The 26434-nt window shown below is 60.7% G+C and carries 20 protein-coding genes; all 20 read left to right on the top strand.

Going from position 1 to position 26434, the window contains the following annotated elements:
- The first annotated feature begins 38 nt into the window (after positions 1-38).
- The 20 genes from ACOYJL_RS02185 (at position 39) to ACOYJL_RS02090 (ending at position 26271) form a co-directional block, all read left to right on the top strand.
- The gene (locus ACOYJL_RS02185; protein WP_433568568.1) at positions 39-3296 is read left to right on the top strand and encodes a PD-(D/E)XK nuclease family protein; all 3258 of its coding nucleotides are present in this window, start codon (positions 39-41) and stop codon (positions 3294-3296) included.
- Positions 3293-6790 carry a UvrD-helicase domain-containing protein gene (locus tag ACOYJL_RS02180; protein ID WP_433568567.1) on the top strand — a complete coding sequence of 1166 codons (3498 nt, stop codon included), beginning with the start codon at positions 3293-3295 and terminating at the stop codon, positions 6788-6790. The genes ACOYJL_RS02185 and ACOYJL_RS02180 overlap by 4 nt, the downstream gene beginning before the upstream one ends.
- 170 nt (positions 6791-6960) lie before the next feature.
- Complete coding sequence (gene dnaE / locus ACOYJL_RS02175; protein WP_433568566.1) at positions 6961-10863, top strand: DNA polymerase III subunit alpha; 3903 nt, start codon at positions 6961-6963, stop codon at positions 10861-10863.
- A gap of 156 nt (positions 10864-11019) precedes the next feature.
- Positions 11020-11397, top strand: a complete 378-nt coding sequence (locus ACOYJL_RS02170) for a desulfoferrodoxin family protein (protein WP_433568565.1) — start codon at positions 11020-11022, stop codon at positions 11395-11397.
- A 132-nt stretch (positions 11398-11529) separates the two neighbouring features.
- On the top strand, positions 11530-13404 hold the full coding sequence (locus ACOYJL_RS02165; protein WP_433568564.1) for a nitrilase-related carbon-nitrogen hydrolase: 1875 nt from the start codon (positions 11530-11532) through the stop codon (positions 13402-13404).
- A 96-nt stretch (positions 13405-13500) separates the two neighbouring features.
- Positions 13501-14145 (top strand): crossover junction endodeoxyribonuclease RuvC, encoded by a 645-nt coding sequence (gene ruvC, locus ACOYJL_RS02160; protein ID WP_433568596.1) that lies wholly within the window; start codon positions 13501-13503, stop codon positions 14143-14145.
- Complete coding sequence (gene ruvA / locus ACOYJL_RS02155) at positions 14142-14774, top strand: Holliday junction branch migration protein RuvA (protein WP_433568563.1); 633 nt, start codon at positions 14142-14144, stop codon at positions 14772-14774. Before ruvC ends, ruvA begins: the two co-directional genes overlap by 4 nt.
- Positions 14774-15838, top strand: coding sequence for a Holliday junction branch migration DNA helicase RuvB (gene ruvB / locus ACOYJL_RS02150; protein ID WP_433568562.1), 1065 nt, complete (start codon positions 14774-14776; stop codon positions 15836-15838). The genes ruvA and ruvB overlap by 1 nt, the downstream gene beginning before the upstream one ends.
- Before the next feature lie 72 nt (positions 15839-15910).
- The gene (locus ACOYJL_RS02145; RefSeq protein ID WP_433568561.1) at positions 15911-16324 is read left to right on the top strand and encodes a hypothetical protein; all 414 of its coding nucleotides are present in this window, start codon (positions 15911-15913) and stop codon (positions 16322-16324) included.
- 60 nt (positions 16325-16384) lie between these two features.
- Complete coding sequence (gene rfbB / locus ACOYJL_RS02140; protein WP_433568560.1) at positions 16385-17404, top strand: dTDP-glucose 4,6-dehydratase; 1020 nt, start codon at positions 16385-16387, stop codon at positions 17402-17404.
- A 115-nt stretch (positions 17405-17519) separates the two neighbouring features.
- Positions 17520-18305: a GntR family transcriptional regulator gene (locus ACOYJL_RS02135; RefSeq protein WP_433568559.1), complete on the top strand. Its 786-nt coding sequence runs from the start codon at positions 17520-17522 to the stop codon at positions 18303-18305.
- Positions 18306-18483: 178 nt separating this feature from the next.
- The gene (locus ACOYJL_RS02130) at positions 18484-19188 is read left to right on the top strand and encodes a triose-phosphate isomerase (RefSeq protein ID WP_433568558.1); all 705 of its coding nucleotides are present in this window, start codon (positions 18484-18486) and stop codon (positions 19186-19188) included.
- A 2-nt stretch (positions 19189-19190) separates the two neighbouring features.
- Positions 19191-19712: a YjbQ family protein gene (locus ACOYJL_RS02125; protein ID WP_433568557.1), complete on the top strand. Its 522-nt coding sequence runs from the start codon at positions 19191-19193 to the stop codon at positions 19710-19712.
- A gap of 122 nt (positions 19713-19834) precedes the next feature.
- Positions 19835-20122: a PTS sugar transporter subunit IIB gene (locus ACOYJL_RS02120; RefSeq protein ID WP_433568556.1), complete on the top strand. Its 288-nt coding sequence runs from the start codon at positions 19835-19837 to the stop codon at positions 20120-20122.
- Between the two features lie 106 nt (positions 20123-20228).
- Positions 20229-21641: a PTS galactitol transporter subunit IIC gene (locus tag ACOYJL_RS02115; protein ID WP_433568555.1), complete on the top strand. Its 1413-nt coding sequence runs from the start codon at positions 20229-20231 to the stop codon at positions 21639-21641.
- An 80-nt stretch (positions 21642-21721) separates the two neighbouring features.
- On the top strand, positions 21722-22240 hold the full coding sequence (locus tag ACOYJL_RS02110; RefSeq protein ID WP_433568554.1) for a hypothetical protein: 519 nt from the start codon (positions 21722-21724) through the stop codon (positions 22238-22240).
- A gap of 48 nt (positions 22241-22288) precedes the next feature.
- Positions 22289-23176 (top strand): class II fructose-bisphosphate aldolase, encoded by an 888-nt coding sequence (locus tag ACOYJL_RS02105; protein ID WP_433568553.1) that lies wholly within the window; start codon positions 22289-22291, stop codon positions 23174-23176.
- A 60-nt stretch (positions 23177-23236) separates the two neighbouring features.
- Entirely contained in the window at positions 23237-23722 is a 486-nt protein-coding gene (locus ACOYJL_RS02100) for a PTS sugar transporter subunit IIA (RefSeq protein WP_433568552.1), read from the top strand.
- A gap of 340 nt (positions 23723-24062) precedes the next feature.
- On the top strand, positions 24063-25841 hold the full coding sequence (locus tag ACOYJL_RS02095; protein WP_433568551.1) for a DUF4012 domain-containing protein: 1779 nt from the start codon (positions 24063-24065) through the stop codon (positions 25839-25841).
- 226 nt (positions 25842-26067) lie between these two features.
- Complete coding sequence (locus ACOYJL_RS02090; protein WP_433568550.1) at positions 26068-26271, top strand: cold-shock protein; 204 nt, start codon at positions 26068-26070, stop codon at positions 26269-26271.
- The last annotated feature ends 163 nt before the right edge of the window (positions 26272-26434 follow it).

Genomic DNA, 26434 nt, shown 5'->3' with positions numbered 1-26434 from the left:
TTTTTCTCAGCAGTTGTAACCTCGGCATGAGGAGTGACATGGCCTTTCAGCTCGTGCAGACCTCCTGCGAAGGAATCGCGGGGGTTGATGTCCAGAGAGCCGTCGCCCGCGCGCGCGGCGCGGGAGGGCGCGCCGTCTTGCTCGTCCCGTCCTTCTCTCAGGCGCTTGACGCGCAGCGGGCCCTTGCAGAGCGGAACCTGTCCTTGGGCGTCACGGTGACGACGCCAGACGCCTGGGCAAACGAGCGCTGGGAGGTCTGGGGCGACGGCAGGCACGTGGTCGACGACGTCACCCGCTCCATTCTCTGCTCGCAGATTCTCCAGCGAGAGGAGGGCGCGGCGAAGTCGGTCCTAAGCGACACGCCCGGCTCCGAAGAGCTCTTGGCGCAGCTTGCCCGCAAGGCGCTTCCGTGGCTTTTGGGAGCCAGCGCCCCCAAGGGCGTCACGGTCGCCGAGCAGTCCGTCGTCAGGCTGGTAAAGACCTATGCCGACATGCTCGACGAGAAGTCGCTCGTCGAGCTCTGCTCGGTCGAGGTGGCGCTTCCCGGCCTGCTCAAGGCCGCCCACGTCGAAGTTCCGCCGCTCATCGTCTCCGGATTCACCAAGATGGGCCTGCCCGCGCGCCAGATGCTCGCCGACCTTGCCCAAACAGGGCAGGTCACGTTTGTCGTGCAGGTGGGGGAGAGTCCCGCCTACAACCTCACGCGGCAGCTTGAGGAGCAGCTCGAGAAGGACTGCGCCAGGGTAGGCGCACCATGCGCTCGCGTCGAGGGCGCCTCTCCAGATGGCGTGCCTAGAAGCGCCGAGCTGTCCGGGGTGCTGAGCAGGATCTTCTCGCCTGTCCCAAAGGGCGAGGAGCTTTCTGCATCGGGTGCCGTTCGCCTGGTTCTTCCCGCCGGTCCCACGGCCGAGGCCTCTCTCGTGGCTGACCAAGTGGCCGAGCTCGCGCATGAAGGGGCTTCCGACATCGTGGTCGCCACGCCCGACGTGAATGCGGCATGGCACCAGCTTTCCGAGAGGCTCGCTGAGAGGGGGGTCTGCGTCAGGGCGCAGCTCATGGTCCCGGTAAGCCAGCTGGAGCAGGGAAGGGCGTTTCTCGAGTACGCAAGCAGCGTCGCCCAGCTGAAGGAGCTTGCGGAGACCTGGCCAGAAGACCATATGGTCGAGGGCGTCCGAGCAGTCACGTTGGGCGACATGTCATGGTGGCCCCCGCGCCAGCTGACCGACTTCCTTCTCTCCGACATCTCGCACGTGAGCCCCCAGCGCGCGCATCGCCTTGACAGCGAATGGCGCTCTAACAGGATCCTTACTCCCGCAAAGGTGCTCGAGATGCTCCAGCTTCCAAAGGAGGGCTCGCAAGAGCTGGCGGCCGCCACGCGCGAGCTTCTGCGCGGACGCCTTGGCTCTGCGGCATCAAAGCTCCTAGCTCCCTACGTCGAAGGACCCCTTGCCAACGCCCCGACGGCGCCCGAGGCAAGAGCGGCCCTGCAGGCGGTGCTGAACGTTGCGCGAGCCCTCAAGGAGCTCGGCTTCACCGCTGACCCGTCGATCGAGGGCCACGTCGAGCTTTCCTGGCTCGTTGACCAGGCCTCTCGCGCTCTCTCCCAAACCAGAGTCTCGCTGCGCGTGAGCAGGGACGTCTCGGGGTCGGGCTGCACGGCTCGCATCATGAGCCTGGCTGCTGCCGCGCGCCTTGAGCCCTGCTCGTCCGACGCCCTTGTCCTTATGGGACAGACGTCTTCGGAGTCGGCGATCTCCAAGCGCGACGACGTGCTCTCGGCTCTCCTCGTTGCCTATGGGGTCGAGCCTGAAGGGAACGCCATGCGCGAGGCCCGTGCCACCTTTGCCCGCGCGCTTGCCGTGCCTCGCAAGAGCGTCCTTGTCGAGCGCTTGCTACACGGGAAAGACCACAAAGAGACCTACCCCTCGGTCATGCTCGTCGAGCTCCTGTCCTGTTACGGCATCGTGCCGGGCACAAAGGACGCCAAGGTCATCGAGCAGTTTGGGGAGCGCTTCGTCTCGCTCCGCTCCGAGCTGAGCGTTGGTCCCAACGCGTCGCGCGACGGCAAGGACCCCTTGCCCACAGGCTCTGAGACGCCCTCTCCCGCGGGAGTCATCGACAGCTCTCGCCGCGCGCTCGTGATGCCTCCCAACGAGGGCTCGGAGGAGCTTGGCGTCCCGCTTCTTTCCGCCTCTCAGGTCGAGGTCTACCTCGAGTGCCCCTACAAGTGGTTCAGCCTGAAGCGGCTTAAGCTGAGCGACTCCGACGAGCCCTTCAACGGCGCAAACCTTGGCACCTTCGCCCATCGCGTGCTCGAGGTGACGCATAGCGAGCTTCTCGCCCGCGCCCTTGAGCGCAAGCGCGGGGGCGCTACGCTTGCTGGCATGCGCAAGGCAGACGAGCATGCCATGCAAGAGCGCGTCTACCGTGACGAGGTCGGGAACCTCTTGGAGATTGCCCAGGCAGACCCCGCAGCCAGCGTCGCAGGCTCTTCTGTTGGAGCTTCTGACGAGGCGCTTGACGAGGCGCTCCAGATTCTGGACGAGGAGTTTGACGCCCACCTTGCCCACCAGTTCATCCCCAAGCGAGGGGGCCGTCCCGAATATCAGGCGCTCATTGCCCACAACGCCTTTGAGCGCGGCCAGATTGACCAGCTTAAGGCAGACCTGAAGTCGCTTCTCGACTACGAGGCGGGGCTCTTTGCCGGCTTCGAGCCTCGCTTCTTTGAGTGGGACTTTGGAGAGGAGGACGATGGCCTTGCGTACGCGGGGGTTCGCTTTAGGGGAACCGTCGACCGCATCGACGTGGACGCTCATGGCAATGCCATCGTGATCGACTACAAGCACAAGTCGACCACCGGCTTCTCCAATGAGTACGACGCCTTTGGTCCTGACGGAGCGTGCGCGAATGAGCTGGCATTGCCTCGCCGCGTGCAAGCGCTCATCTACGCCCAAATCGTCCGGCGGGCATTCCCCAACCTCAAGGTGCGCGGCGCGGTCTATCTGTGCACGAAGGGCAACCACGAGCTTGCCGGAGCCATAGACGAAGACCTGTGCGACAAGGTGTTCTACCAGCATCCCGCATCTGCGAATCGTCTGGCGCGCGTGGCTGTTCCGCGCAGCGCGAGCTTTGGCGTTGAGGGCGAGGCGGGAATGGATGCCCTGCTCGACGCCTGCGAAAGCCAGATTGCCCAGCGGCTCGCCGAGCTCATGTCCGGCGACGTCGCCGCATGCCCCATTGACAAGCAAGCCTGCGAGTATTGCCCCGTGCTCAACTGCGAGAGGAGGGCAAAGTGAGCGATAAAACAAGAGCGGCTGGCCGCGTTGACCTGAGCACTCTCAAAGGTCGCCAGCCTGACATTGCAAAGACGCTCGATCGCCCCGTCTTTGTGGAGGCGGGCGCCGGCTCGGGCAAGACATTCACGCTTACCAAGCGCGTCGCCTGGGCGCTGAGCCCCGGCTCGGGCAAGGACGGCAAGCCCTTCCTCGACAGCCTCGATCAAGTGCTTGTCATCACGTTCACCGACGCCGCAGCCCGCGAGATTCGCGAGCGCGTTCGCTATGAGCTCAGGAGCTCTGGCATGAATGACGCTGCGCTTCAGGTGGATGACGCCTGGATCTCGACGATCCATACGATGTGCTCTCGCATTCTGCATCGCCATGCGCTCGACTTGGGTCTCGACCCGAGCTTTGGCATGGCGGAGCCGTCCGTCGCAGAGGACATGCTCAACGCTGCCGTCGACGCCGCCATCGATGCCGTAAAGCACGAAGGGCAGGCGGCTGACCTTTCCTTCCTTGAGAAGTACGGCGTAGGAAGGTCAGGCTCGGGCAACTTTGGCGACTCCGGCGCCTTCGGCCTCATTAAGATGCTCCTCGAGAAGGGCCATGCCCTTCCCGGTGGCGTCAGCTCTCTTGTGGCCGCAGAGCCTGATGGCTCTGCCCTCCGCGAGGCTATGAACGATTACCTCGCGCGCCTCGAGGAGACCATGGCTGTCCCCAAGCTGAGCGCCTCTGCCAAAGGGAAGCTCTCTGCGGCCATCGAGGCCGCCCAGGGCTTCGGCGAGCTTCCTCCCTCAAAGAGGACGCCCGCGGAGGCGCTTTCCGCCCTTGCCCCCACGCTTCCCGGAAACATCGCCGCCGGCGCAAAGGAGGCGCTTGTCGCGGCGAAGTCAGCCCGCGCGCTCGCGAGGTGCGAGGCGTGCTTCTTGCAGGTGTCGCCGTATGCGGAGAGCCTGGCAAAGCTTGCCCTTCTCGCCGAGGACAACTACGACCAGCTCAAGCGGCAGGAGAATGTCCTTGACTACGAGGACCTCGTGCGCCTTGCGCTTTCCGCTGTCCAAGGAAGCGAAGAGGTGCGCCAAGACTATGCCGGCCGCTTCAAGCTCGTGATGGTGGACGAGTTCCAAGACACCGACGAGATGCAGCTGGCGCTCATCAAGCTCTTGGCGGGCGAGGATGCAAGCCACCTCTGCACCGTAGGCGACGCCCAACAGTCCATCTATCGCTTCCGTGGAGCGGACGTGAGCGTCTTTCGCCGCCGCGGGCGTGAGGTCAAGGAGGGGGAGGGCGAGTCATATCGCCTTGACATCAACTTCCGCAGCCACGAGGACGTCCTGTCGTTTGTCGAGCGCGTCTCGACGGGCGGCGATGGCGGCCACGGCACGATGGACGAGTTCATGCACCTTGACCCCTCCGACACGAGAAAGGATGGCTACGCGGCCAAGGATTTGCCTCGCATAGACGTCGAGGTCGTCGGAGGGCCTTCGCAGAAGACCAGGAGGGGGGCGGCCGCTGCGATGGCTTCGCAAGTGGCCGACGCCCTCGCGCGCTATCGCGACCATGGCGTCTCCCCGGGAAAGATGGCGCTGCTTCTGGGCGTCACGGGAAACTCCGACATCTACATTGACGCCATTCGCGACCGCGGAATGGAGTGCGTTGTCACGGGAGGCTCAAAGTTCTCCTCGTCGAGCGAGGTCAAGCTCATGTGCAACCTGCTCTACACGCTCGCGAACCCGTCAGACACGCAGTCGGGGCTCTTCCCGCTTCTGGCAAGCGAGATGTTCGGCCTTGACGCAAACGACTTCTGCGACCTTGGCACGCGCAAGCAAGACGTGCTCGACGCGCCAACAAAGCGCAGGATCGACCGAGGCCTTGCGAGCATGGAGTTCTATGGCAATCGCCAGCCATCCGCTCGACTGAAGCGTGCCAACGAGGTGCTCTCGCGGGCGTTGGACCAGGTGGGAAAGCGTCCCATTGCTGACATTTGCTCTGACGTGGTTCGAGACTCTGGCTGGCTCTCTCGCCTTGAGACGCAGGGGCCCTCTGGGCGCGCCCGCGCGGCAAACGTCCTTGCCGCAGTGGGCTACATCCGTGACCTCACCGAGAGCCTCGGACTGGGGCCGGCGCGCGCCGCCGTCGAGTTTGAGAGGTGGCTCAACTCCTCCAAGATCCCTCCGGCAACCCTTGCGGATGCCAGCAAGGGAGACGGAGGCATGATTGAGGTCATGACCATCCACGCCTCGAAGGGCTTGCAGTTCAACGTCTGCGCAGTAGCAGAGTGCTGGAGCGAGCGCTTTGACTCGACGGGCGTCCAGGTGCTTGACCCCGACGCTTCCGGCACCGTGCCCTTTGTCCTGAAGCCGCCCTCCTCCGATAAGGACAAGACCTACAAGGACTTGGGCAAAGACCTCAAGAAGATCGACTCCGAAGAGCTTCAGGAAAGCGCCGACCGCTCGCGTAAACTGCCGCTCTGCGTCCGCTATCTCAAGAAGTACAACCTCTCCAAAGAGGCTGATGCCCGCGAGAAGGCCCGCCTTCTCTACGTCGCGCTCACCAGGGCCGAGGAGGCGCTCGTGCTCTGCGTTGACGCCAGGCGAAACAAGAGCGGAGAGTTTCGCTCGAAGCTCGCTGGCGACGTCCTTGGCGCGCTTGGCATCGACCCGGCCTTCGAAGGAACAACAAAGCTCGCCTATGGCACGTCAAAGTCAGGCAAGCCCCAGGCTGCGACCCTTAACTGCACGCAGATCAAGACCCTTGATGACGACGACGAAGACGAGAGCAACGCGGAGCAGCCAGTCCAGGACGAAACGAGCCCTCAGCCGTTTCAGCTCTACGAGCTTCCGGCAGCCTTTGACGGTCTCGTTGGCTCATGGAGAGCTCGTGAGGGCGTCTTCAGCTATTCGAGCGTCCATGCCACCGAGAGCCTTGGCGAGGGCAGCAAAGACCTAGTTCCCCGCGAGCGAAAGGCCGAGGAGGAAGGCTCCGCCTTCGCGGACGATCCTGACCGCGCCACGAACCTTGGCTCAGCGTTTCATGAGCTCGCCCAGTCCATGGTCGAGAGCGGAAGCACGCCAACCGACGACCACATTCGCTCGATGGCTTCCTTCTGGAACCTCTCTGAGCGAGCGACAGGACGCCTGCGTGCTGCTCTTTCGCGCTGGGAGGGGTCATCAATCAGGCGCGAGGCACTCTCTCATGACCACGTGAGCGCGGAGGTGCCCTTCTTTCAGAAGGTCAGCTCTCCGCACGGCGAGTATCTTGAGGGGGCGATCGACCTGCTCGCAACAGACGACGGTTCGACGAGCGCCCTGGTTGTTGACTACAAGACTGGCGATGCGGGTCTCAGCGTCCAGCAGGTGCGTGAACGCCATGCGATGCAGGCGTCGTTCTATGCCCACGTGCTTCTGGACGAGGGCTATGCGCATGTGGACTGCGCCTTCGTCTGCGTTGAGCGAGAGGACCCCGTTATGCGCTCGGAGCCGCTTGTGGCGCGCTACTCCTTTGACGCGTAAGGCGCAAGGCATCATCAGATGGAGATTCCTTGCTTCCGTGAGCTGCGAAGATGCGAGAATTCGCAGCTCACGGGCATAATTTTTGTCATCGACCACGCCCGTCTCATCGGCTAATCTAGTAGCGATAAACATTCAGCGGCTCTCGCCGCACCCTGGTTGGAGACAGCGACATGGCATTCGTACACCTTCACAACCACTCAGACTACTCGATCCTCGATGGCGCCACGCGCATCAGCGACCTCGTCAAGCGCGCCATTGACCTCAACATGCCTGCCGTCGCCCTGACGGACCACGGATACATGTTTGGCATCCCTGACCTTGACCTGGAATGCCGCAAGTACAATGACGCGCAGAAGAACATGAAGCAGTGGCGTCACGACATGGAGTGCTTTAGGAAGGACTGGGATCTTGAAGAGCCCGATCCCGATCCGGATGACGCTGACTACTTCGATCGCGTGCACGACCAGTGGGCCTCGGACGTCAACGTGTGGGAAGAGAGTGGCCACGACCTCAAAGAGGTGGCCGCAAACAGACCGCGACTCAAGATCAAGCCCATCTTTGGCTGCGAGGCATATTTCATTCCCGGAGACCACGTCGAGCGTGGCAAGCGCGAGAAGCGCTACCACCTGATCCTTCTCGCCAAGAACTCCACGGGCTACCACAACCTCGTCAAGTGCATGTCCGAGGCCGCCGGTCACGAGATGATGTACTACGGCAAGCCCCATACCACCATCAACATGCTGCGCCAGTACCACGAGGGCCTCATCTGCCAGAGCGCCTGCGTGCAGGGCATCATCCAGCAGTGCATCTTGGACGGCGAGTTCGACCAAGCGCGCGACTGGGCCGAGCAGTTCCACGACATCTTTGGCGACGACTTCTATCTTGAGATCCAGGACCACGGCCTGACGTTCCGCAATGGCTGGGATGACCGCAAGCTCGACGAGTACCTGGTCAAGATGGCCCACGAGATGGGCATCAAGGTGGTCGCCACCAACGACATCCACTACCTCACGCGCGACGACGCCACCACGCAGGACATCCTCTCTTGCATCGGCAAGGGCACGACGCTCGATGACCCCAACCGCATGCGCATGGAGGGCACCGAGTTCTACATGAAGAGCGAGGAGGAGATGCGCGAGCTCTTCTCGTGGTGCCCCGAGGCTTGCGACAACACCCTCGAAGTTGCCGACAAGTGCGACTACGAGCTTGACTGGACGAGCATGTACCTGCCCGAATACCCTGGCCTTCGCCCGGGCGAGACGGCCGACGAGCGCTTCCGCGAGGAGTGCGAGAAGGGCCTGGCCAAACGCTATGGCGACGATTGGAAAAACGTCACCATCAATGGCATCAACGTTCAGGAGCGCTTCGAGCACGAGTACAAGATCATCACCGAGAAGGGCTTTGCGAACTACTTCCTGATCGTTCAGGACTATGTTCAGTGGGCAAAGGACAACGGCATCGGCGTGGGCCCGGGCCGCGGATCGGCTGCCGGCGCCATCGTGGCCTATGCCATGAACATCACCAACTTCGACCCGCTCGAGAACGGCCTGATGTTCGAGCGCTTCCTCTCCCCGCAGCGCTCGGAGATGCCCGATATCGACATGGACTTCGACGACGAGCACCTTCAGGACGTCCTGCAGCACGTGCGCGACGTCTACGGCGAGGACCACGTCTGCAAGGTCATCACGTACTCCACAATCAAGGCCAAGCAGGCGATAAACGACGCAAACCGCGTTCTGGGCTTCCCGGTCTACATGGGCCAGAAGCTCTCGAAGATGCTCTCCAACGACCCAAAGCTGTCGCTTTCGAATGCTCTCCACAAGAATGACAAGCACCCCGACCAGTACTCGCCCGACTTCGAGGAGGCCTACAACAAAGACCCTGATGCCCGCCGCATCATCGATGCTGCCCTCTCCATAGAGGGCTACATGCGCGGCGAGGGAGTGCACGCCTGCGCCACGCTGATCGCGCCCACGCCGGTCACCGACCACGTGCCCACCAAGCTCGACACCAAGGGCAACGTCACCATCACCCAGTACGAGGGCCATTCGGTCGCAGACATGGGCCTGCTCAAGATGGACTTTCTGGGCTTGCGCACCCTTACGGTAATCAACAAGGCGCTTGCCAACATCCGCAACTCCTATCCAAGCGTTGCGGACATCGACCGCATGCCAGAGCAGGTAAAGAAGTGCATCAAGCCTGGCGCCACCTGCGTTGACATTGACGTTGACAAGATTGACTTCTCTGACCCCAAGATTTACGAGCTGTTGGGCAAGGGGCACACCGCTGGTGTCTTCCAGGTTGAGTCCGCAGGCATGACGGCAACGATCAAGAACATGCAGCCTACCGAGTACAAGCAGATCGTCGCTCTTATCGCCCTCTACCGCCCGGGTCCTCTGGGTGCCGGCATGGTCGACAGCTACATAAGGCGCATGCACGGGCAAGAAGAGATCACCTACTACGACGATCGCCTGAAGCCAATCCTGGAGGAGACCTACGGCACCATGGTCTACCAGGAGCAGGTCATGCAGATTTCGATGAAGATGTCGGGATTCACGGCCGGCGAGTCCGACTCGCGCATGAGAAAGCCGGTGGCCAAGAAGAAGATCAAGATGCTGACCGACCAGGTGTTCCACTGGGAGGCCACGGGTGCCGACGAGACCATCTATGACCACTGGATGAACGGCGCTGTCGCCAACGGCTACAAGCGCGAGGTCGCGCAGGAAATCTGGGAGAACGTCCTCGAGTTCGCGTCCTACGCGTTCAACAAGTCGCACTCCGCGGGCTACGCCATCCTCGTCATGCAGACCGCTTGGCTCAAGGCCTACTTCCCCAAGGAGTACATGGCCTCTGTCCTCACAAGCTACATGGGCAAGACCGACAAGATCGTCCACTACGTCACGGCCTGCCGTCACGAGGGCATCCAGGTACTTCCCCCTGACATCAACGAGTCCGGCAAGGACTTCACGGCAACCCCTGACGGCATCCGCTTTGGCTTCGCCGGCATCCGAGGCGTGGGCGCCGGCGTGGGCGAGTGCATCATGGAGGAGCGATCCAAGGGCGGCTCCTTCTCGACGCTGCACGACTTTGTCGACCGCGTCGATTCCAGCGAGGCCAACCGTCGCGTCGTCGAGGCCCTGATAAAGGCAGGCGCCTTCGACTCGACGGGCTACACGCGCATGCAGCTCATGCACTTTGTCGACAAGAACAACCCCGAGAACATCATCGACTCCGCCGCACGCCGCCAGCGCGAACGAGCCACGGGGCAGATCTCGATGTTCGACATGTTTGGCGACGTCGACGGCTCGGGCTTCCAAGAGGAGGTGCCGGCTCCTGATGGAGTGGAGTGGGACCGCCACATCAAGCTTGCCCAAGAGCACGAGGTGCTTGGCCTGTACGTCTCTGACCACCCGCTCCGGCCCTACGAATACGCGCTCTCGAAGGCTCGTGACTACACGATTTCCGACCTCTCCGTCTCCGAGGAGGTCGTTGACGCGCAGACGGGCGCGACGACTGAGTCGTACAAGGTTCCTGATGGGAAGACCATCCGCCTTGCCGGAATGATCACCTCGGTTCAGAAGAAGACGACAAAAAATGGCGACGCCATGGCAATTGCGACCTTGGAGGACATGGAAGGCGAAATCAGCCTCGTGGTGTTCCCCAAGACCTACAAGGAGTGCGCCTCAGTTCTGGCCGGCGAGGTCGATGAAGAGACAGGCGAGAGCGCGGGCGACATCTTTGTCAAGGTGACGGGCAAGCTCGAGCGCGGCGATCGTGGCGATCAGATCATCTGCTCGTCCGTAGAGTCGATGGAGCTCAACGACAAGACCAACCGCCCTTCGGTGCTCGAGATCAACCTCCCCGCAAATCGCATGACCCAAGGTCGCATCAACAGCCTGAGCGAGATCTTTGGTCGCTACCCAGGTCTTGACCACGTCGAGCTGCGCGTTCACGGGTCAAGCGGCACCACCATGCGCATGGAGATTCCAACGCACGTCGATGCGCACAACATGGTCATGATGGCCGAGGTCGTCGACTTTGTCGGGAACATGGGTGAAGTGCGTCTGGCGTAGGGGCTGCTTCCGTTCGAAAATGAAAGTGGATTAGTAACAATATTGTCGGTATGAAGGCACCGCCCGAAGGGGACAATAGAGAAGAAGGCGAGCGCGCTGCGTCCGCCGAGGGACGCCGAGCGGCGTCGTGCCTAGATGAAAGAGAGAGGAACTGGTATGGCAGACATCAAGATCTACCGTTGCAACCATTGCGGAAACATCGTGGTTGTCGTGAAGGACGGCGGAGTCAATCCCGTTTGCTGTGGAGAGCCCATGGAGCTCCTAGTTGCCGGCTCCACCGACGCGGCAGTCGAGAAGCACGTCCCCGTGCTTACCGTTGATGGGGATGCCGTTGTTGCCCATGTGGGCGAGGTCGATCACCCCATGACCGCCGAGCACCTCATCGAGTGGATTCTCTACACCGACGACGAGAAGACCGTCGTTCGCTACCTGAAGGCTGGGGACAAGCCCGAGGCGCGCTTCCACAAGGGTGCCGGCAAGGTTAGCGTCTATGCATACTGCAACCTTCATGGTCTCTGGAAGGCCGAGCTTTAAGGTCTGACTTTTGCCGCTTCTGCGGCTTTGGAGCTTCTCGCCCTCCGTTCGCCCCGCCCCTAGAAGGGCATCTGGCGACGGAGGGCGGATTGCATCACGTGGCGCCGAAGCGCCAAGAGAGGGGAGAGACGGATGAGACTTGCCGTCGCGCAGCTGAGAACCACAGCCGGAGATCTTTCCGACACCGTCGACCGTATGGTCGACGCGGCAAAGCAGGCAAAAGAGCAGGGCGCTGACTTGGTTGTCTTTCCCTTTGCGGCTCTGACTGGGGCGATGGCAACTTCGACGCCGAGCCAGGAGGGCTTCCTTCTCGACATTGAGTCGGCGCTCGATGACCTTGCGTCACGCGCCGCATGCGCTTGCCTGGTGCCTATCTCAATCTCAATGGGCGAGAGCTTTTTCCCAGAAGCGGTCCTCATCAGCGACGGGAACCTCGAGGCCGTGGTTCTCGAGGCGTCTCTTCGTCGCTTTGCCGCCGACGTGTCCAACAAAGGCGAGCAGGACGAAGCATCCTTCGGCGGTCAGGCAGCGCTCCCTGTGTTCCGGTTTGGCGGCGTCAGCTTTGGCGTGGCCTTTGACTATGACGGCATCGACGAGTTTGCCGCCTCGCAGGAAAGCGTCGACGTGCTGCTGTTCATCTCGAGCATGTCTTTTGCGATGGACGACAACCTCTCGGTCATGGGCTCCTCGCTTGGCGACGGCACCTTCCTCGACGACGCGGAAGACCTCGGCGCATGGCTCGTGGGAGTGGGGTCTCTTGGCACCTATGGATGCGAGGTCTTCGCCGGATCGAGCTTCGCGGTTACCCCATGGGGCGAGATTGCGGCCCAGGCGCCATCGTTTGAGCAAGCTGTCATGCTGTGCGACATCGACCCCTCCTTCGAGGGCCCGCTGATGGCGCCCATCTCACCTGAGGTCGCCGACCGCATGCTCGTGAGCTGGAATGCTCTGAGCTTTGGTCTCGCTGGCCTTGCTGGGGAACTTGGCACCAACAAGGCGGCCGTTCTGCTCGACGGAACGCTTTCGTCCTGCGCGGTCGCAGCCTTGGCTACCGACGCCCTTGGGCCCACCAACGTCTTCGGCCTTGTGCTCACCGGTCTTGGAGATGGCCGTGACATGGTCAGCCGTACCGTCGCTCAAAACCTCAGGCTCACGACGCGCGAGCTGCCCATCTCGGCGCTTTCTCCAGACGCAGAGCTTGCGCGCGACCTTGCCTGCGCCCATCTGAAGTCGCTTGCTCGCGAGAACGACGCCATCGTGCTCTCGTCGCTTGACAAGACAAGCCTTGCTCTGGGCGAGGGAGGCGCCGCTGGCGTGGTTCGCGGCGTGATGCCGTTCGGGGACGTGTACTTCTCCGACATCATCGAGCTTGCGCACTTTAGAAACACCATTTCGCCAGTCATCCCTCAGCGGGCATTCGCCCTTCTTGAGGCTCCTTCCGTCGCTGGTCTTGAGGAGTGCGGCATAACGGCGGCCGAGCGCATCAAATTTCTTGACTATGTCTTGGCAAGCTACATCGAGTGGGAACTTCCGCTTTCGGAAGTTGTCGACAAGTGCGGTCACGAAGAGGTCGTCAGCGCCATTATCGCCGCGCTTGGCTCTACCGAGCCTTCGCGCAGGGGAACGGGCATTTCGCTTGTGGCGTCGTCCAAGACGCTTGAAGAGCTCAACCAGCCGCTTGGCTTTGCGTGGAGCGACCGCTTCCGTCCTCAGGAAGAGCGCATGAAGAGCTCTGAGGAGGATGCCGCACAGGACCTTCGCGACTTCTTAGAAGAGCTGGGCGTCTCTCCAGACGCAGCGGCTGACCAGACGAATTCCAGCGCGCGCCAGCCTGATGTTGACGAGGTTCTTGGCTATCTTCGCGACCTCTCTATGACGGGAGGTCTCATGAACGATGCGCTCGAGGATGGTCGTGGCGGCTCTGGGCGCCATGACGCGTCCGATAGGCACGGACCGGACGATCGTCCCAACAATGGATCGTTCTGGAGGACCTTCTCTGAGAATTAGATGCAGAGCGCTTCCTCGCCGCCACGTTCTCAGCCTGTGGTAGACTAGAACGAACGTTCGAACGAAAAGCAAGGGGGCGAGCAGAGCGTGATCATCATGGGGATAGACCCCGGCCTCGCGCATACAGGATGGGGCGTCATCGAGACGCGAGGGCCTGTTTGCCGTGCCCGTGCCTATGGTTGCGTAACGACAAAGGCGTCTGACTCTATCGACCGCCGTCTCGGTATGATTTACGAGGAAATTGCCCAGGCAATCAGGAGCTACGCGCCTAGCCAGCTTGCCATCGAGAAGATCTTCTTCGGAGAGAACACTCGCTCGGCTCTTGCAACAGCCCATGCAAGGGGAGCTGCGCTCGTCGCGTGCTCTGAGGCTGGCCTCGAGCTTGGCGAATACACTCCTATGCAGATAAAGCAAGCCGTTGTCGGAACCGGCTCGGCAGACAAGCGCCAAGTCATCTACATGGTGCAAAACATCCTCGCCCTTGACCACGAGCCGAGGCCTGACCACTGCGCCGATGCTCTTGCCGCCGCAATTTGCCACGCAAACCTTACGCGCACCCAGCGCATAGCGCGCGACGTCGCATCGGTTCAGGTCTATGAGCAGCAGCTTGCACAAGCCGAGCAGGATCGCTCCGAAGCTCGTGATGTTACGGCGGCCGCTACGGCCGCGCGCGTTGCTCGCTCACGCGGAGAGCGCGTGCCTTGGGAGCCCACCAGACAGAGCAGGAGGAATTCCTCGTGATAGTTCAGCTAACGGGAACGCTCACGGAGGTGACGTCTTCCCATATCGTCCTCGACGTCGGAGGCGTCGGCTATGAGCTTGGCGTTTCTTCCACAACGGCGGCATCGCTGCCTCCCGCGGGCGAGGCTGGTGTGACGGTGCTCACGAGGCTTGTCTTGCGTGAGAACGCAATAGACCTCTATGGCTTCGCTACGCGAGAAGAGCGCGCCGTTTTTGACAAGCTCGTCGCAATCTCGGGAGTGGGTCCCAAGCTTGCGCTGTCTGTGCTCTCGACATTCTCGCCCGCATCCCTTGCCACAGTCGTCGCCACGCAGGACACTAACCGCATGGCGCAGGTTCCCGGTGTCGGCAAGAAGAAGGCGCAGCGCCTGCTCGTTGAGCTGCAAGACGTCTTTGCAAAGGACGCCACGCTTAGAAGCCTCGTTGGGATGAGCGAGCCTGAGGATAAGACCCAGCGCCTGCCCGAGACGTCCGATTCAGTCAAGCAGGAGGCAACCTCCGCGCTTCTCTCCATGGGCTTCTCGCCGCAAGAGGCCGACCTCGCGCTTGATGGGTTTGACTTTGACAGCGCGGCCTCCGTCGAGCGAGCCATCCAGTATGCGCTCAAGCGGATTGGAGGGTCCTTGTAATGTGGGAGGCGAAGGAGGAAGACCTTTTTGCCGATGACGGAAGGGACCGCACAAGCGGCTCCAGGCGTCCTGTCACAGGCGAGCTTACGGCCGATGACCTCGACGTGGACCGCAGCTTGCGTCCGCAGACGCTTGACGACTACCTTGGGCAGGAGCGCGTGCGCGAGAACCTTCGCGTGCTGATTGCCGCTGCCAAAGATCGCCACGAGACGCTTGACCATGTGCTCTTCTCTGGTCCTCCAGGCCTTGGAAAGACCACGCTCGCGACAGTCGTCGCAAACGAGATGGGCGCGCGCATAAAGACTACGTCGGGTCCCGCCATCGCCCGCACCGGAGACCTCGCGGCCATTCTCACCAACCTCGAGGAGGGAGACGTCCTCTTTGTCGACGAGATTCACCGCTTGAACCACCAGGTCGAGGAGGTCCTCTACCCCGCTATGGAGGACTTCTTCCTTGACATCGTGATTGGAAAGGGCCCCGCTGCCCGCTCCATCAGACTCGACGTTCCTCACTTCACGCTCATTGGCGCCACCACGCGCACGGGGCTCCTAACGGGACCTCTGCGCGATCGCTTTGGCATCTCGTATCGCCTTGACTACTACACGGTTGACGAGCTCACGCAGATCGTGCTTCGCTCTGCGCGTATCTTGGGCGTCGACATTGACGAGCAGGGAGCTGCGGAAATAGCGTCGCGCTCAAGGGGAACTCCGCGCCTTGCAAACAGGCTGCTCAAGCGAGTCCGCGACTATGCGCAGGTCAAGGCCGGCGGCTCTATCAGCTGGGACGTCGCTGCCGAGGCGCTGTCGTTTTTCGAGATTGACGAGATGGGGCTTGACTGGATGGACACCAAGATCTTGACGGCCCTTACAGAGACCTTCCGGGGCCGTCCCGTAGGCCTTACTACCATTGCCTCGGCGGTAGGGGAAGACCCCTCCACGATCGAGGACGTCTACGAGCCCTACCTTCTGCAGCGAGGGCTCATCGTACGAACGCCTCAGGGCCGCCAGGCCACTCCCGCAGCGTTCGAGCACCTGGGAGTGCCCCTTCCACCTTCACGGCAATAGCGCAGGCCTCAAAGCGGGGCATCGCAAGGGGGAGTACCATGGACACATTTCCCACTCGAAAGGGGTTCTCCTATGCTTCAACGTGACTATATCCTTGAGCTGATCTCGCAGTTCGTAGCCGCTATCACGAACTCGCTCAAGCTGGCATACCAGCAGAACGACCCAGAGGCGTGCAAGAAGGTCGAGCAGCAAGTGGGCGACCTTCTCGACCTTGACGCAGACACGGCCATGTCTTTGGCACCGGACTCTCTGGTAACGATGATGATCCTTTCGGGCATGGGGGACTCCGTAGCCTCATATGTTTGCTACGCCCTGGATCGGCTTTCGCTTGTCTACGACAAGATGGGCGAGGAAGATCTTTCGGGGCTTCGCCACCTTCAGGCCAAGGCCGTTGCGGAGAGCTTTGAGTGCGACCCCTCCGAGCCTCCTGAGGAACTCAGGGATTTCGACAATGAGGTTTTTGGGAAGGCAGACGGGCAGGCATAGATTAGGAGGGAAAAGGAAGTCCAAAGATTTATCCTGCACGTCTGAAAGCTGGGTGCGCTCATGGCCGATGCGTTCGAGCCAACAAATATCCTCGTCACTGGCGGGTGCGGCTTCGTCGGCAGCAACTTTGTCCGCTGGGTTGCCAAGAATCATCCCGAGACCCATCTGACCGTAATCGACAAGCTGACCTATGCGGGAGACCCCAAGAATATTGGCGACCTTCCAAAGAGCCAAGTTGAGCTTGTGGTGGGGGATATCTGCGAAGCCGACCTTTTGGACCGCGTCGTTGCTGGTCACGATGCCATCGTTCACTTCGCGGCCGAGTCTCATAACGGCAACTCGATTCTTGATCCAGACCCGTTTGTCAGAACCAATGTCATTGGCACCTATCGGCTGCTGCAGGCTGCGAGGAAGTACGACGTTCGCTATCACCACGTGAGCACCGACGAAGTCTATGGAGACCTGGACTTTGACGAGCCAAGGCGCTTTGAGCCTGACGACCCCTACCGACCGTCGAGTCCCTATTCTTCCACCAAGGCGTCTTCCGACCTGCTCGTGCGTGCCTGGGCTCGCACCTATGGCGTTCGCGCTACCATCTCGAATTGCTCCAACAACTACGGTCCTTACCAGCATGTTGAAAAGTTCATCCCCAGGCAGATAACCAACATTCTGTGTGGCCTTCGCCCCAAGCTCTACGGCACGGGGGAGAACGTCCGCGACTGGATTCACGTTGAAGATCATTCTCGAGCCGTTTGGGACATCCTTGTTCGCGGGCGCATCGGGCAGACCTACCTTGTCGGCGCGAACGGCGAGCGTGCCAACATCGATGTCATGAGGGCAATCTTGCGGCTTATGGGTCAGCCTGAAGATGGCTTCGATTGGGTCGAGGACCGACCTGGCCACGACCGGCGCTATGCAATCGACCCCTCAAAGCTTGAGTCGGAGCTTGGCTGGAAGCCAGATCACACCAACTTTATCGAGGGTCTTAGACAGACGATAGCGTGGTACGAGAAAAACGAGAGCTGGTGGCGCCCCGCCAAGGCGGCCACCGAAGAGAGATACGCACGACAAGGAAGGTAGGGAGGTGCCGTCACTCTCTTTGACGTCGTCCTTCGGGAGGGGCGGGCTGCGCATATCTCCATGCAGCCGCGTCAAAGAGACGATTGCCGGCGCCGGTCAATAAGGGGGAACGGTCATGTCACAACAGGAGGAAGGCACGCAAGGGCAGGCAGGCCAGACCTCGCCTGCCGATCGCGTGGGCCATGGCTCCAGGCATCTCTTTGTTGAGCTTGCCGACGCGCTTCGAGAGAAAATCTACTCGCGCGAATGGCTGCGGGGGGAGAAGATTCCCTCCGAACATGAGCTTATGGAACGCTTTGGCGTCTCGCGCGGGACGGTCAGGCGCGCGATAGGCGTCCTTGTGGACGAAGGCTGGCTCGTGCAGCGCCATGGCAGCGGCACCTATGTGTCGCGCTCCGGGCTCTCCCATGAGGCGGGCGTGCGACCGCTTTCTTTTGCAGAGTCGCTCCGCATGCAGGGGAAGAAATTCAAGACTGACGTCCTCTCGAAGATGGTCGTTCCCGCCAATCAGGACGTTGCCGACAACCTTCACATTGAAGAGGGCGAGCCCGCCATGTTCATGCGCCGCGTGCGCAGCGTGGACGGCACTCCGGTCCTCTGCCAAGAGAGCTGGACAAACCTTCGCGAATGCCCAGGCATTGAAAAGCTCGACTTCACCAAAGAGTCGCTCTTCGATGCCGTGCAGGAATGCTCCAACAAGAAGATTTCCTATTCGGTAATGAGCTATCAGGCGCTTGTTGCTGGCCGAGAGCACGCGGAATACCTCCAGTGCGAGGAGTCGTCCGCCCTCCTTCGCCTTGAGCAGATTGTTCACTTCGAAGACAACGACATCTGCGAGTGGAGCTTTACCTGGCTCCCGCCTGGTCAGTCAATTGTTGGAAAGGCATTTCAACCCAGATAAAGCGATTTACCTCTACCGTTCGCGGAATCATTTGGTACCGCTCACGTAATCTCCACAATGTATGGCTAGGAGCCAGCCGATAATTTGAGTCGTCAGAACTTGTACATTTAATTATGAACAAGTTTAAGACAATCTCAACACTTTCCGGGATTGTTGGATACGGGAGAAAAGGGAGCAGATGGACAAGATCGTTCTCAAGAGGCCGTTTTTCGTCGTCAACCCAAAGTCGTATCTGTATGGCGAGAAACTCCGCAAACTTGCGCGCAAGACCGACGAGCTCTGCGAGCGCTACGACTTTCAGTCGCTTTTCACGGCGCAGCTGATTGATCTCGCGTGGGTTGCCGACAACTGCCCGCACCTTATCCCGTGCGCTCAGAACATGGAGAGCCTGAAGCCCGGTCGCGGAATGGGCCACATCCTTCCCGAGGCGCTTGCCGCCGCCGGCGTGCGTGCCACGTTCTTGAACCATGCGGAAAATCCCCTCACGATCGGTGAGCTTGCAAAAACCATCGTCCGCGCACGCGAGGTCGGCATTCTCACCTGCGTCTGCGCCGACTCTGTCGAGGAGGCCCGCGCTATTGCGGAGCTGCACCCCGACATCATGACTTGCGAGCTCAACAGCCTCATCGGCACTGGCCATATCGCAGGGGAGGACTACATCCGAGCCTCTACCGAGGCCGTCAAGTCCGTCTCGCCTCAGACAATGGTTCTGCAGGCAGCGGGAATCTCCACTGGCCAGGACGTCTATGACGCCATCTACTACGGAGGCGATGCCACGGGAGGCACATCCGGCATCGTCTGCGCCGACGACCCCGAGGCGAAGCTTGAGGAGATGTTCGCGGCTCTGGACCGCGTCCGTGCCGACATCAGCAAGGAGGCCTAGCGATGGCAGTCTATAAGGGTACGGTCACGGTTGAGACCGAGGCTGGAAAGCCCACCTACGTTGACGTTACTGACGAGGTTGCGCGCCTGGTCGAAGAGAGCGGCATCAAGGAGGGCGTCGTCACCTGCATCTCCTGCCATACCACCTGTGCGGTCTACTCGCAGGAGTTCGACCACGACATGACCCCCGCAGGAGACACCTTCATGCAGGCTGACCTCTCCGACGGGCTTGATAAGGTCTTTCCCGAGCAGCACGACTGGAGCACGTATCGCTACCCCGGCCTCAAGCACTTCGAAGAGGTCGAGAGCTGGCCGAACGCCGAGGCCTACCTTCCGGGCGGCGACCGCACGCTGCTTTGGAACGGCGACGCGCACCTGCGCTCCGTCCTTATCGGTGGCAGCCAGTCGTTTGAGGTTGCTGATGGAAAGCTCCAGATGAACGGGCTTGCGTCAATCTTCTTCGTTGATTTCGACCGCACCCGCGAGCGCACCCGCCGTCTGCGCGTCATCGTAATGGGCGAGTAGCGGAGTCCTCGATCGCTTGGAGTAAGGTGTATGAAGTTCCTCCGGCGTCTGCCAGGAACTCTATCGGTGCCGCGTGGTGCGGCAACTTTGGGGCTCAGGTCCCATGGGGAAAGGAAAAGACCATGAAGCAGATCATCCTCGCGTGCGGCTCGGGCATCGCTACCTCCACTGCTGTTGCCGCTAAGATCAAGGACCTTCTTGACAGCAACGGCTATGCAGGCGATTACAACATCAAGCAGTGCTCCATCGCCGAGGCTGTCCCCGCGTCTGCAACTGCGGATCTTGTCATTGCGACCACCGTCAAGCCCGACGGTCTGAAGTGCCCCTTCATCTCGGGAATTCCGTTCCTTACGGGCATTGGCCGCGCTCAGGCAGAGCAGCAGGTCCTTGACTTTATGAAGCAAAACTAGGATATTTCAACATTAAATTGTTCGTTGGCCTCTTGCGTCATGCGAGAGACGGGCTCGTATTGGCGCTTTTTTTGGCAAAGTGTCGGATTAATAGAAGGGAAAGCGTATGGATGCAATAATCGGGTTCTTTACCGGCATTCAAAGCTTGGGCGTCTCGGTCGTCATGCCCATCGTGCTGACGATCATTGGCTGCTGCTTTGGTGTCGGCTTCGGCAAGAGCCTCAAGGCTGGCCTTACCGTCGGCATTGGCTTCATCGGCCTGAACCTCGTCATCAACCAGCTCATGGGCACTGACCTTGCTGGTGCCGTTACCACGATGGTCGACCGCTTTGGCCTGGAGCTTTCGGTGATCGATGTCGGCTGGCCTGCCGCCTCCGCCATCGCCATGGGCTCCGTCGTTGGTATCGTCATCATCCCGCTTGGCCTTTTGGTCAACGTCATCATGCTGCTCACCAACACGACCCAGACCGCTGACGTCGACATCTGGAACTACTGGCACTTTGCCTTCACGGGCGCCCTTGTCGCCATCGTTACCGACAGCGTCGCGCTTGGTCTCTGCGCCGCCGTCATCAACGAGGTCATCGTCCTCGTCATCGGCGATGTCACCGCTCCTCAGGTTGAGAAGTCCCTCGGTCTGCCCGGCGTCTCGATTCCTCACGGCTTCTCCGGCGCCTATGCCCCGATTGCTTGGGCTGCCGACTGGCTGATTGACAAGATCCCGGGCCTCAACAAGATCAACATCGACGTCCGCAGCATGCAGAAGAAGTTTGGCGTCTTTGGCGAGCCCGTCCTTCTCGGCGCCATCATCGGCCTGCTCATCGGCATCCTTGCTGGCTACGGCATCCTTCCTGGCACCGCCGAGGATGGCAGCACCATCCCGTCCGTCCTCTCGCTCGCCGTCTCCATGGCCGCCGTCATGGTCCTGATCCCGAAGATGGCATCGCTTCTGATGGAGGGCCTGCTCCCCATCTCTGATGCCGCATCCACCTACGTTCAGAGCCACTTCAAGGACCGCGACAAGATCTATATCGGTCTTGACTCCGCTGTCGGCACTGGTCACCCCGTCACCCTGACCATGGCCCTGATCCTGGTTCCCGCCGCAGTCTTCATCGCCTTCGTGCTCCCTGGCAACAAGGTCGTGCCTCTTGCCGACCTCGCTTGCCTGCCCTACATGCTCGTTCTGGTTACGCCGATCGTCCATGAGAACGGCTTCCGTGGCCTGCTTGTTGGCGTCATCGTCCTGATCATTGGCTTCTATATCGCCACCGACCTTTCGCCGCTCATCACCACCGCCGCTGCTAACGTGGACTTCGACATGGGCGGCGCCACAGCCATTTCCTCGATCTGCGATGGCGCTAACCCGCTGACCTGGATCATCACCCGCGTTGGCGCCCTTGGCAACGGCATTGGCCTCATCATTGTTGGTGCTTTCGCGCTCGGTCTTGCAATCTGGAACCGCAAGCGCATCATCAAAGAGGCCGAGGCTGCTCACCAGACCGCGGAAACTGCCGAGAAGTAATTGGCGTTCTTGCTTTGAGGCGGGTCGCTCCTTTGGGGCGGCCTGCCTTTTTTAGACAGAAAGACCAACGGGAGGCACCCATGACCTATGACTACGACGAGGGAAGATATCGCATCCAAGTGACGTTTACTGGATGGTTCTGCCTCTTCATCGCCATCGCCTGCGTCGTGCTCGCGCTGCCTCCCTACTCGATCGTGCCGATTCTTATGGTTGTCCTCGCGGTTGTCGCCGTGTATGGCTTCGTCAACACCTTCGTTACCCACTCCTATCCCAAGCGCATCACGATTGACGACGATGCCATCACCTTTGAGAGCTTTGGCCGTACTGACACCTATCGCCTTGACCAGGTGACGTTCTTCTCGCTGCGCGAGCAGATGTATGACAGCGCATACGTTCGCATCAAGGCACCCGAACGCTCGGGGAGGTATTTCATCCGAGGCGAGTGGTTTACCGACGGCAAGCAGCTCAACAAGCAGCTCTGCGCTATCGACGAGCGCATCAACCCCGACAGCTTGCGCGTCAAGGCCCGCAGGGGCGGCATACCGACAGACCAGGGCAACCAGGGCAAGAAGAAGTACGGCAAGGGCAAGAGGAAATAGGTCCAAAAGGAGCTGCCCGTCCGCCTGCCCAATTGGAGGAGGATTACTTTGATCGTCAACCTTCGTGACATCTGCGCTATGGCCGAGCAGAACAACATGGCCATCGCGTCTTTCAACGTTCCGAGCTTCGAGGCCCTGCGCGCAGCAATCGACGTGGCCGAGCAGACGGGCTATCCCGTCATCCTCTCCCATGCCGAGGGCCACGAGCCCTTCGCCCCACTCGACAAGATCGGTCCCGCAATGGTTGCGCTTGCCGAGCGCTCCAGCGCGCTGCTCTGCGTTCACCTTGACCATTGCGAGCACCTCTCCTACATGCGCCGCGCGCTCGAGCTGGGCTTTACGGGAGCGATGTTCGACGGGTCGTTCCTTCCTTATGAGGAGAACGTCGCAAACTCCCAGCGCGCTGCCGAGATGTGCGCGGGTTTCGACTGCGGCCTTGAGTGCGAGCTGGGATCCATGGGCTCTCGCGAGGCCGGTCAGCGCGACGAGGGCGGTACCGCAGAGGAGTCTGGCGCCATCTACACCGACCCCGACCAGGCGGCCGAGTTCGTGGCATCGACCGGCACCGACATCCTTGCCTGCTCGTTCGGAACGGTTCACGGCATCTACAAGGGCGAGCCGCACCTCAACTTCGACGTCCTCACGGGCATTCGCAGCCGCGTGAGCGTGCCTTTGGTCATGCACGGCGGCTCGGGCGTCTCGGACGAGGACTACGCCAAGGCCATCGACGCCGGCATCCGCAAAATCAACTACTACACATACGGCGTCAAGTATGCCGGCGAGGCAGCCTGCGGCCTCATGGACAAGAGGCGCGCCAAGAGCTCGGACGCAATCGTCTACTGGCATGACCTCACGTCCGCTGCCTACGACCGCCTCGTCGAGGACTTCACGCACGTTGTGAAGGTCTTTGCCAACGGCGCGCAGCCGCTTGCCTAGGCGCCTGCCGCGGACCATCTCGCACCATTATCAGCTATCGCATAAAACGGAGAGGATTTCATGGGAACGCTCGACACATCGCTTTTCAGTCCTGACCTCGTCTTCTTTGATATCGAGGCCACAGATAGCATCGACTTCTTTGGCAAGCTGCACGACCGCCTTGCCCCCAAGGGCTATCTCAAGGACACTTGGCTCGACGCCATCAGGACGCGTGAGACCAACTATCCCACCGGTCTTGAGCTCGAGAACATTTCCGTCGCTATTCCGCACGTCGAACCAGAGAACATCGAGAAGCCCTACATTGCCGTCGCAAAGCCTGTAAGGCCCGTGGCCTTCCAGCCCATGGCCGCGATGGTTGACCATCCCGTTCAGGCGCAGCTTGTGATCAACCTCGGTCTTCTCGCGCACGACGAGGACCAAGTCGCCGTCCTGCAGACGCTCATGAACGTATTCATGGACAAGGCAGCCTGCGAGGACATACTTGCTCAGACGACGGGCGAGGGCATGGTCAACACAATCGTCAAGCGCTGCAATGAGGTAGCGTAGCGGCTGCCGCGGGAGCGCTTGTACGTTGAGGAGGGCGAGCGGACGTGCTTCATCAGTCAGCTCGCCCCCTGCCTTTCTGCAGCAATCTTTCAAAGGTGAATTTCGGGCAACGCTTTTATGTCTAGGACGTCCCGCTTGTTCGGCTGGTATGCTAGCGTATAAACGGTGTCTATCAAAGTTGATGCGTCTAGATCCAATAGTCGGGAGAATTAGCATGGCGACAAACTCTTCTCATGGCGGCGCGCATTTTGCGTCGTCAGGCTCGGAAGACAAGCCAAAGAAGTCTACCAATGAAAGCGCTGCCAGGCGCTCCAATAGCAATAGTTCCGAGAATCAAGCCATGGCTGCTCGCTCAGTGAAGCAGCCGGTCTATCTTCCTCAAGAGAAACCGCCGAAGCGTCATCATGCCGGCCGGGTCATCCTTATCATCGTGCTTGTAATCGTGGCGCTCGTCGGGGCATTTGGCTATGCGCTCTATCACTCTGCGAAAATAGTTGCGAACGATGCCTCAACCATCCAGTCGACCACATCCTCGCTCGTGAGCTCTCTGGAGAGTGGAGACACGAGCACCCTCAAGTCGAGCACGGACACGATCGTTACCGCGGCTGAAGAGATGCATGCCGAGACCAGCAACAACCTTTGGGCTATAGCGTCCCATCTGCCGTACGTGGGGCAAGACGTGAGCAACGTTATCGAGCTCTCGGATATTTCCTACGATCTTTGCAACAATGCCTTGCGGCCGCTCTCCTCAAGCCTCTCGGGCTTCTCGCTGAACTCGCTTATCTCTGACGGCCACATTGACGTCGAGAGCCTGCAGTCGCTGGCCGATGCGATCTCGGAGGTTGCTCCTGAGATAGACGATGCGACCACGCGCGCGGATGCGCTCCAAGATGGCAACATCGAGCAGGTCAACGAGGTCATCTCCAAGGTGAAGACCCAGCTTGACTCCGTGAACGGCGGCGTGCAGGGCTTGGCCGAGGTGGCGCCCTCGATCCCGGCCCTCTTTGGCGCGAACGGCGAGACCCGAACCTACCTCTTGGTTGCGCAGAACAACTCTGAGCTGCGTGCCGCCGGAGGCCTTCCTGGGTCGCGCATGACCCTTTCTGTCACTGACGGCCATCTCGAGCTGGGCGAGTCCGTCTCGCTTTCCACCGGCTCTACCGTTGACCTGGCGCTGCAAGACGACGAGACGGAGATGCTTGGCACTGCCGGCGGCGTGTCGGCGGCTTGGAGCACCTACACGCCCAACTTCGAGCGAGCGGGCGAGCTCGTTGCGCAGGGATGGGAGCAGGCCGGATACGAAGCAGTCGACGGCGTCATAGCGGTCGATCCCGTTTTCCTGCAGCGGCTGCTTGCTTTGACTGGCGGCATCACCACCTCCGATGGCACGACGGTCGACGGGACCAACGCCGCCGAGGTGCTCATGAGCGACATCTACTGGGAGTATGGAAGCAGCGGCGATTTGCAGGACGAGGTCTTTGCAGAGGTTGCGGGGCTTGCGTTCGACAAGCTCATGAGCTCGCTGGGCGAGGTCGACATCCAAGATCTCCTTGACGTGATTACCACCTCTGCTGGCGACTATCGTCTGCAGGTTTGGATGGCCGATGACCAAGAGGAAGAGGTCATGAGGAAGCTTGGGCTTTCTGGCTCCATTTCGGATGATTCCTCCCAGCCCGTGCTCGGCATCTATCTGAATGACAACACGATTGCGAAGATTGACTGGTACCTGCAGGTGAGTTCGACCATCGACGGCGTCGTGACGAACGAGGACGGCACCAAGACCTATACCGTGACCACAAGCTTCACCAACACGCTGACCGAGGAGGAGGCCGCCAGCGCGCCCCAGTATGTGAGCGGCTATAGCACGGAGAAGAACGACACGGGCGACATGATCTTGATCCCTACGATCATGGCTCCTGCGGGCGGCAGCATCTCTGGCTTGGAGAACGGCGCCAAGGTTGGTACGTTGTATGGGCTTGACACGCGCAACTTCATCATTCACCTGGAGCCGCAGCAGACTGTGAGCTACACCTATGAGGTCACATGCGCTGCGGGGGCGGCCGACCTACAAGTGCGCATGACGCCGCTCGCGCAAGAGTCGTTGATGAGCAGCTGGTAGGAATAGGAGAGGAGCCCTTCGCGAGAAGGGCTCTTTTTTTCGAGGCGCCTCCCCTTATTTCGCGCGCTTCTGGACTTGCTCTTAGCAAGCACATCGCAACCGCTTGGAGATTGCCGTTTCGGATGGGCGTCGTTTGAAGTATCATGTACCCCGTGACCTCAAGGGGTCATAGGTATCGCGCGAAAGCGCAGTGTTTGCCCTGCGGGGCAAGAAAGAAAGGCACGTTATGGCACAGGGTACTGTTAAGTGGTTCAACCCCGACAAGGGCTATGGCTTCATCTCTCGTGAGGATGGCGACGATCTGTTCGTCCATTACTCCGAGATTCAGATGGATGGCTTCAAGACCCTGGACGAGGGCCAGGCTGTTGAGTTCGATATCACCACTGGCAAGAACGGCAAGCTCCAGGCTTCCAACGTCCGCAAGATCTAGTTCAAGCTTTGATAGTGACTCGAGAGGGGCTGCCCGTAGGGCGGTCCCTTTTTTGTTGCCGCCGCGTGCGTCCAGAGCGTATCGCGTGCGACTGAAGATTCCCGCAGCATGGCACGAGCCCCACACGACTTGGCAGCTAAGTCCTATCGCTGGCGCTGCGCGG

This window comes from Tractidigestivibacter sp. (assembly GCF_050946515.1).
Taxonomy (GTDB): domain Bacteria; phylum Actinomycetota; class Coriobacteriia; order Coriobacteriales; family Atopobiaceae; genus Tractidigestivibacter.
Note: the sequence above shows the minus strand (reverse complement) of the source record. Positions and strands in the feature narration are given on the sequence as shown.

What these genes read in the sequence shown, in the direction of transcription:
- ACOYJL_RS02185 (WP_433568568.1), top strand. Translation starts at nt 39, where the DNA reads ATGGCCTTTCAGCTCGTGCAGACCTCCTGCGAAGGAATCGCGGGGGTT.
- dnaE (WP_433568566.1), top strand. Translation starts at nt 6,961, where the DNA reads ATGGCATTCGTACACCTTCACAACCACTCAGACTACTCGATCCTCGAT.
- ACOYJL_RS02170 (WP_433568565.1), top strand. Translation starts at nt 11,020, where the DNA reads ATGGCAGACATCAAGATCTACCGTTGCAACCATTGCGGAAACATCGTG.
- ACOYJL_RS02165 (WP_433568564.1), top strand. Translation starts at nt 11,530, where the DNA reads ATGAGACTTGCCGTCGCGCAGCTGAGAACCACAGCCGGAGATCTTTCC.
- ruvC (WP_433568596.1), top strand. Translation starts at nt 13,501, where the DNA reads ATGGGGATAGACCCCGGCCTCGCGCATACAGGATGGGGCGTCATCGAG.
- ruvB (WP_433568562.1), top strand. Translation starts at nt 14,774, where the DNA reads ATGTGGGAGGCGAAGGAGGAAGACCTTTTTGCCGATGACGGAAGGGAC.
- ACOYJL_RS02145 (WP_433568561.1), top strand. Translation starts at nt 15,911, where the DNA reads ATGCTTCAACGTGACTATATCCTTGAGCTGATCTCGCAGTTCGTAGCC.
- rfbB (WP_433568560.1), top strand. Translation starts at nt 16,385, where the DNA reads ATGGCCGATGCGTTCGAGCCAACAAATATCCTCGTCACTGGCGGGTGC.
- ACOYJL_RS02135 (WP_433568559.1), top strand. Translation starts at nt 17,520, where the DNA reads ATGTCACAACAGGAGGAAGGCACGCAAGGGCAGGCAGGCCAGACCTCG.
- ACOYJL_RS02130 (WP_433568558.1), top strand. Translation starts at nt 18,484, where the DNA reads ATGGACAAGATCGTTCTCAAGAGGCCGTTTTTCGTCGTCAACCCAAAG.
- ACOYJL_RS02125 (WP_433568557.1), top strand. Translation starts at nt 19,191, where the DNA reads ATGGCAGTCTATAAGGGTACGGTCACGGTTGAGACCGAGGCTGGAAAG.
- ACOYJL_RS02120 (WP_433568556.1), top strand. Translation starts at nt 19,835, where the DNA reads ATGAAGCAGATCATCCTCGCGTGCGGCTCGGGCATCGCTACCTCCACT.
- ACOYJL_RS02115 (WP_433568555.1), top strand. Translation starts at nt 20,229, where the DNA reads ATGGATGCAATAATCGGGTTCTTTACCGGCATTCAAAGCTTGGGCGTC.
- ACOYJL_RS02110 (WP_433568554.1), top strand. Translation starts at nt 21,722, where the DNA reads ATGACCTATGACTACGACGAGGGAAGATATCGCATCCAAGTGACGTTT.
- ACOYJL_RS02100 (WP_433568552.1), top strand. Translation starts at nt 23,237, where the DNA reads ATGGGAACGCTCGACACATCGCTTTTCAGTCCTGACCTCGTCTTCTTT.
- ACOYJL_RS02095 (WP_433568551.1), top strand. Translation starts at nt 24,063, where the DNA reads ATGGCTGCTCGCTCAGTGAAGCAGCCGGTCTATCTTCCTCAAGAGAAA.
- ACOYJL_RS02090 (WP_433568550.1), top strand. Translation starts at nt 26,068, where the DNA reads ATGGCACAGGGTACTGTTAAGTGGTTCAACCCCGACAAGGGCTATGGC.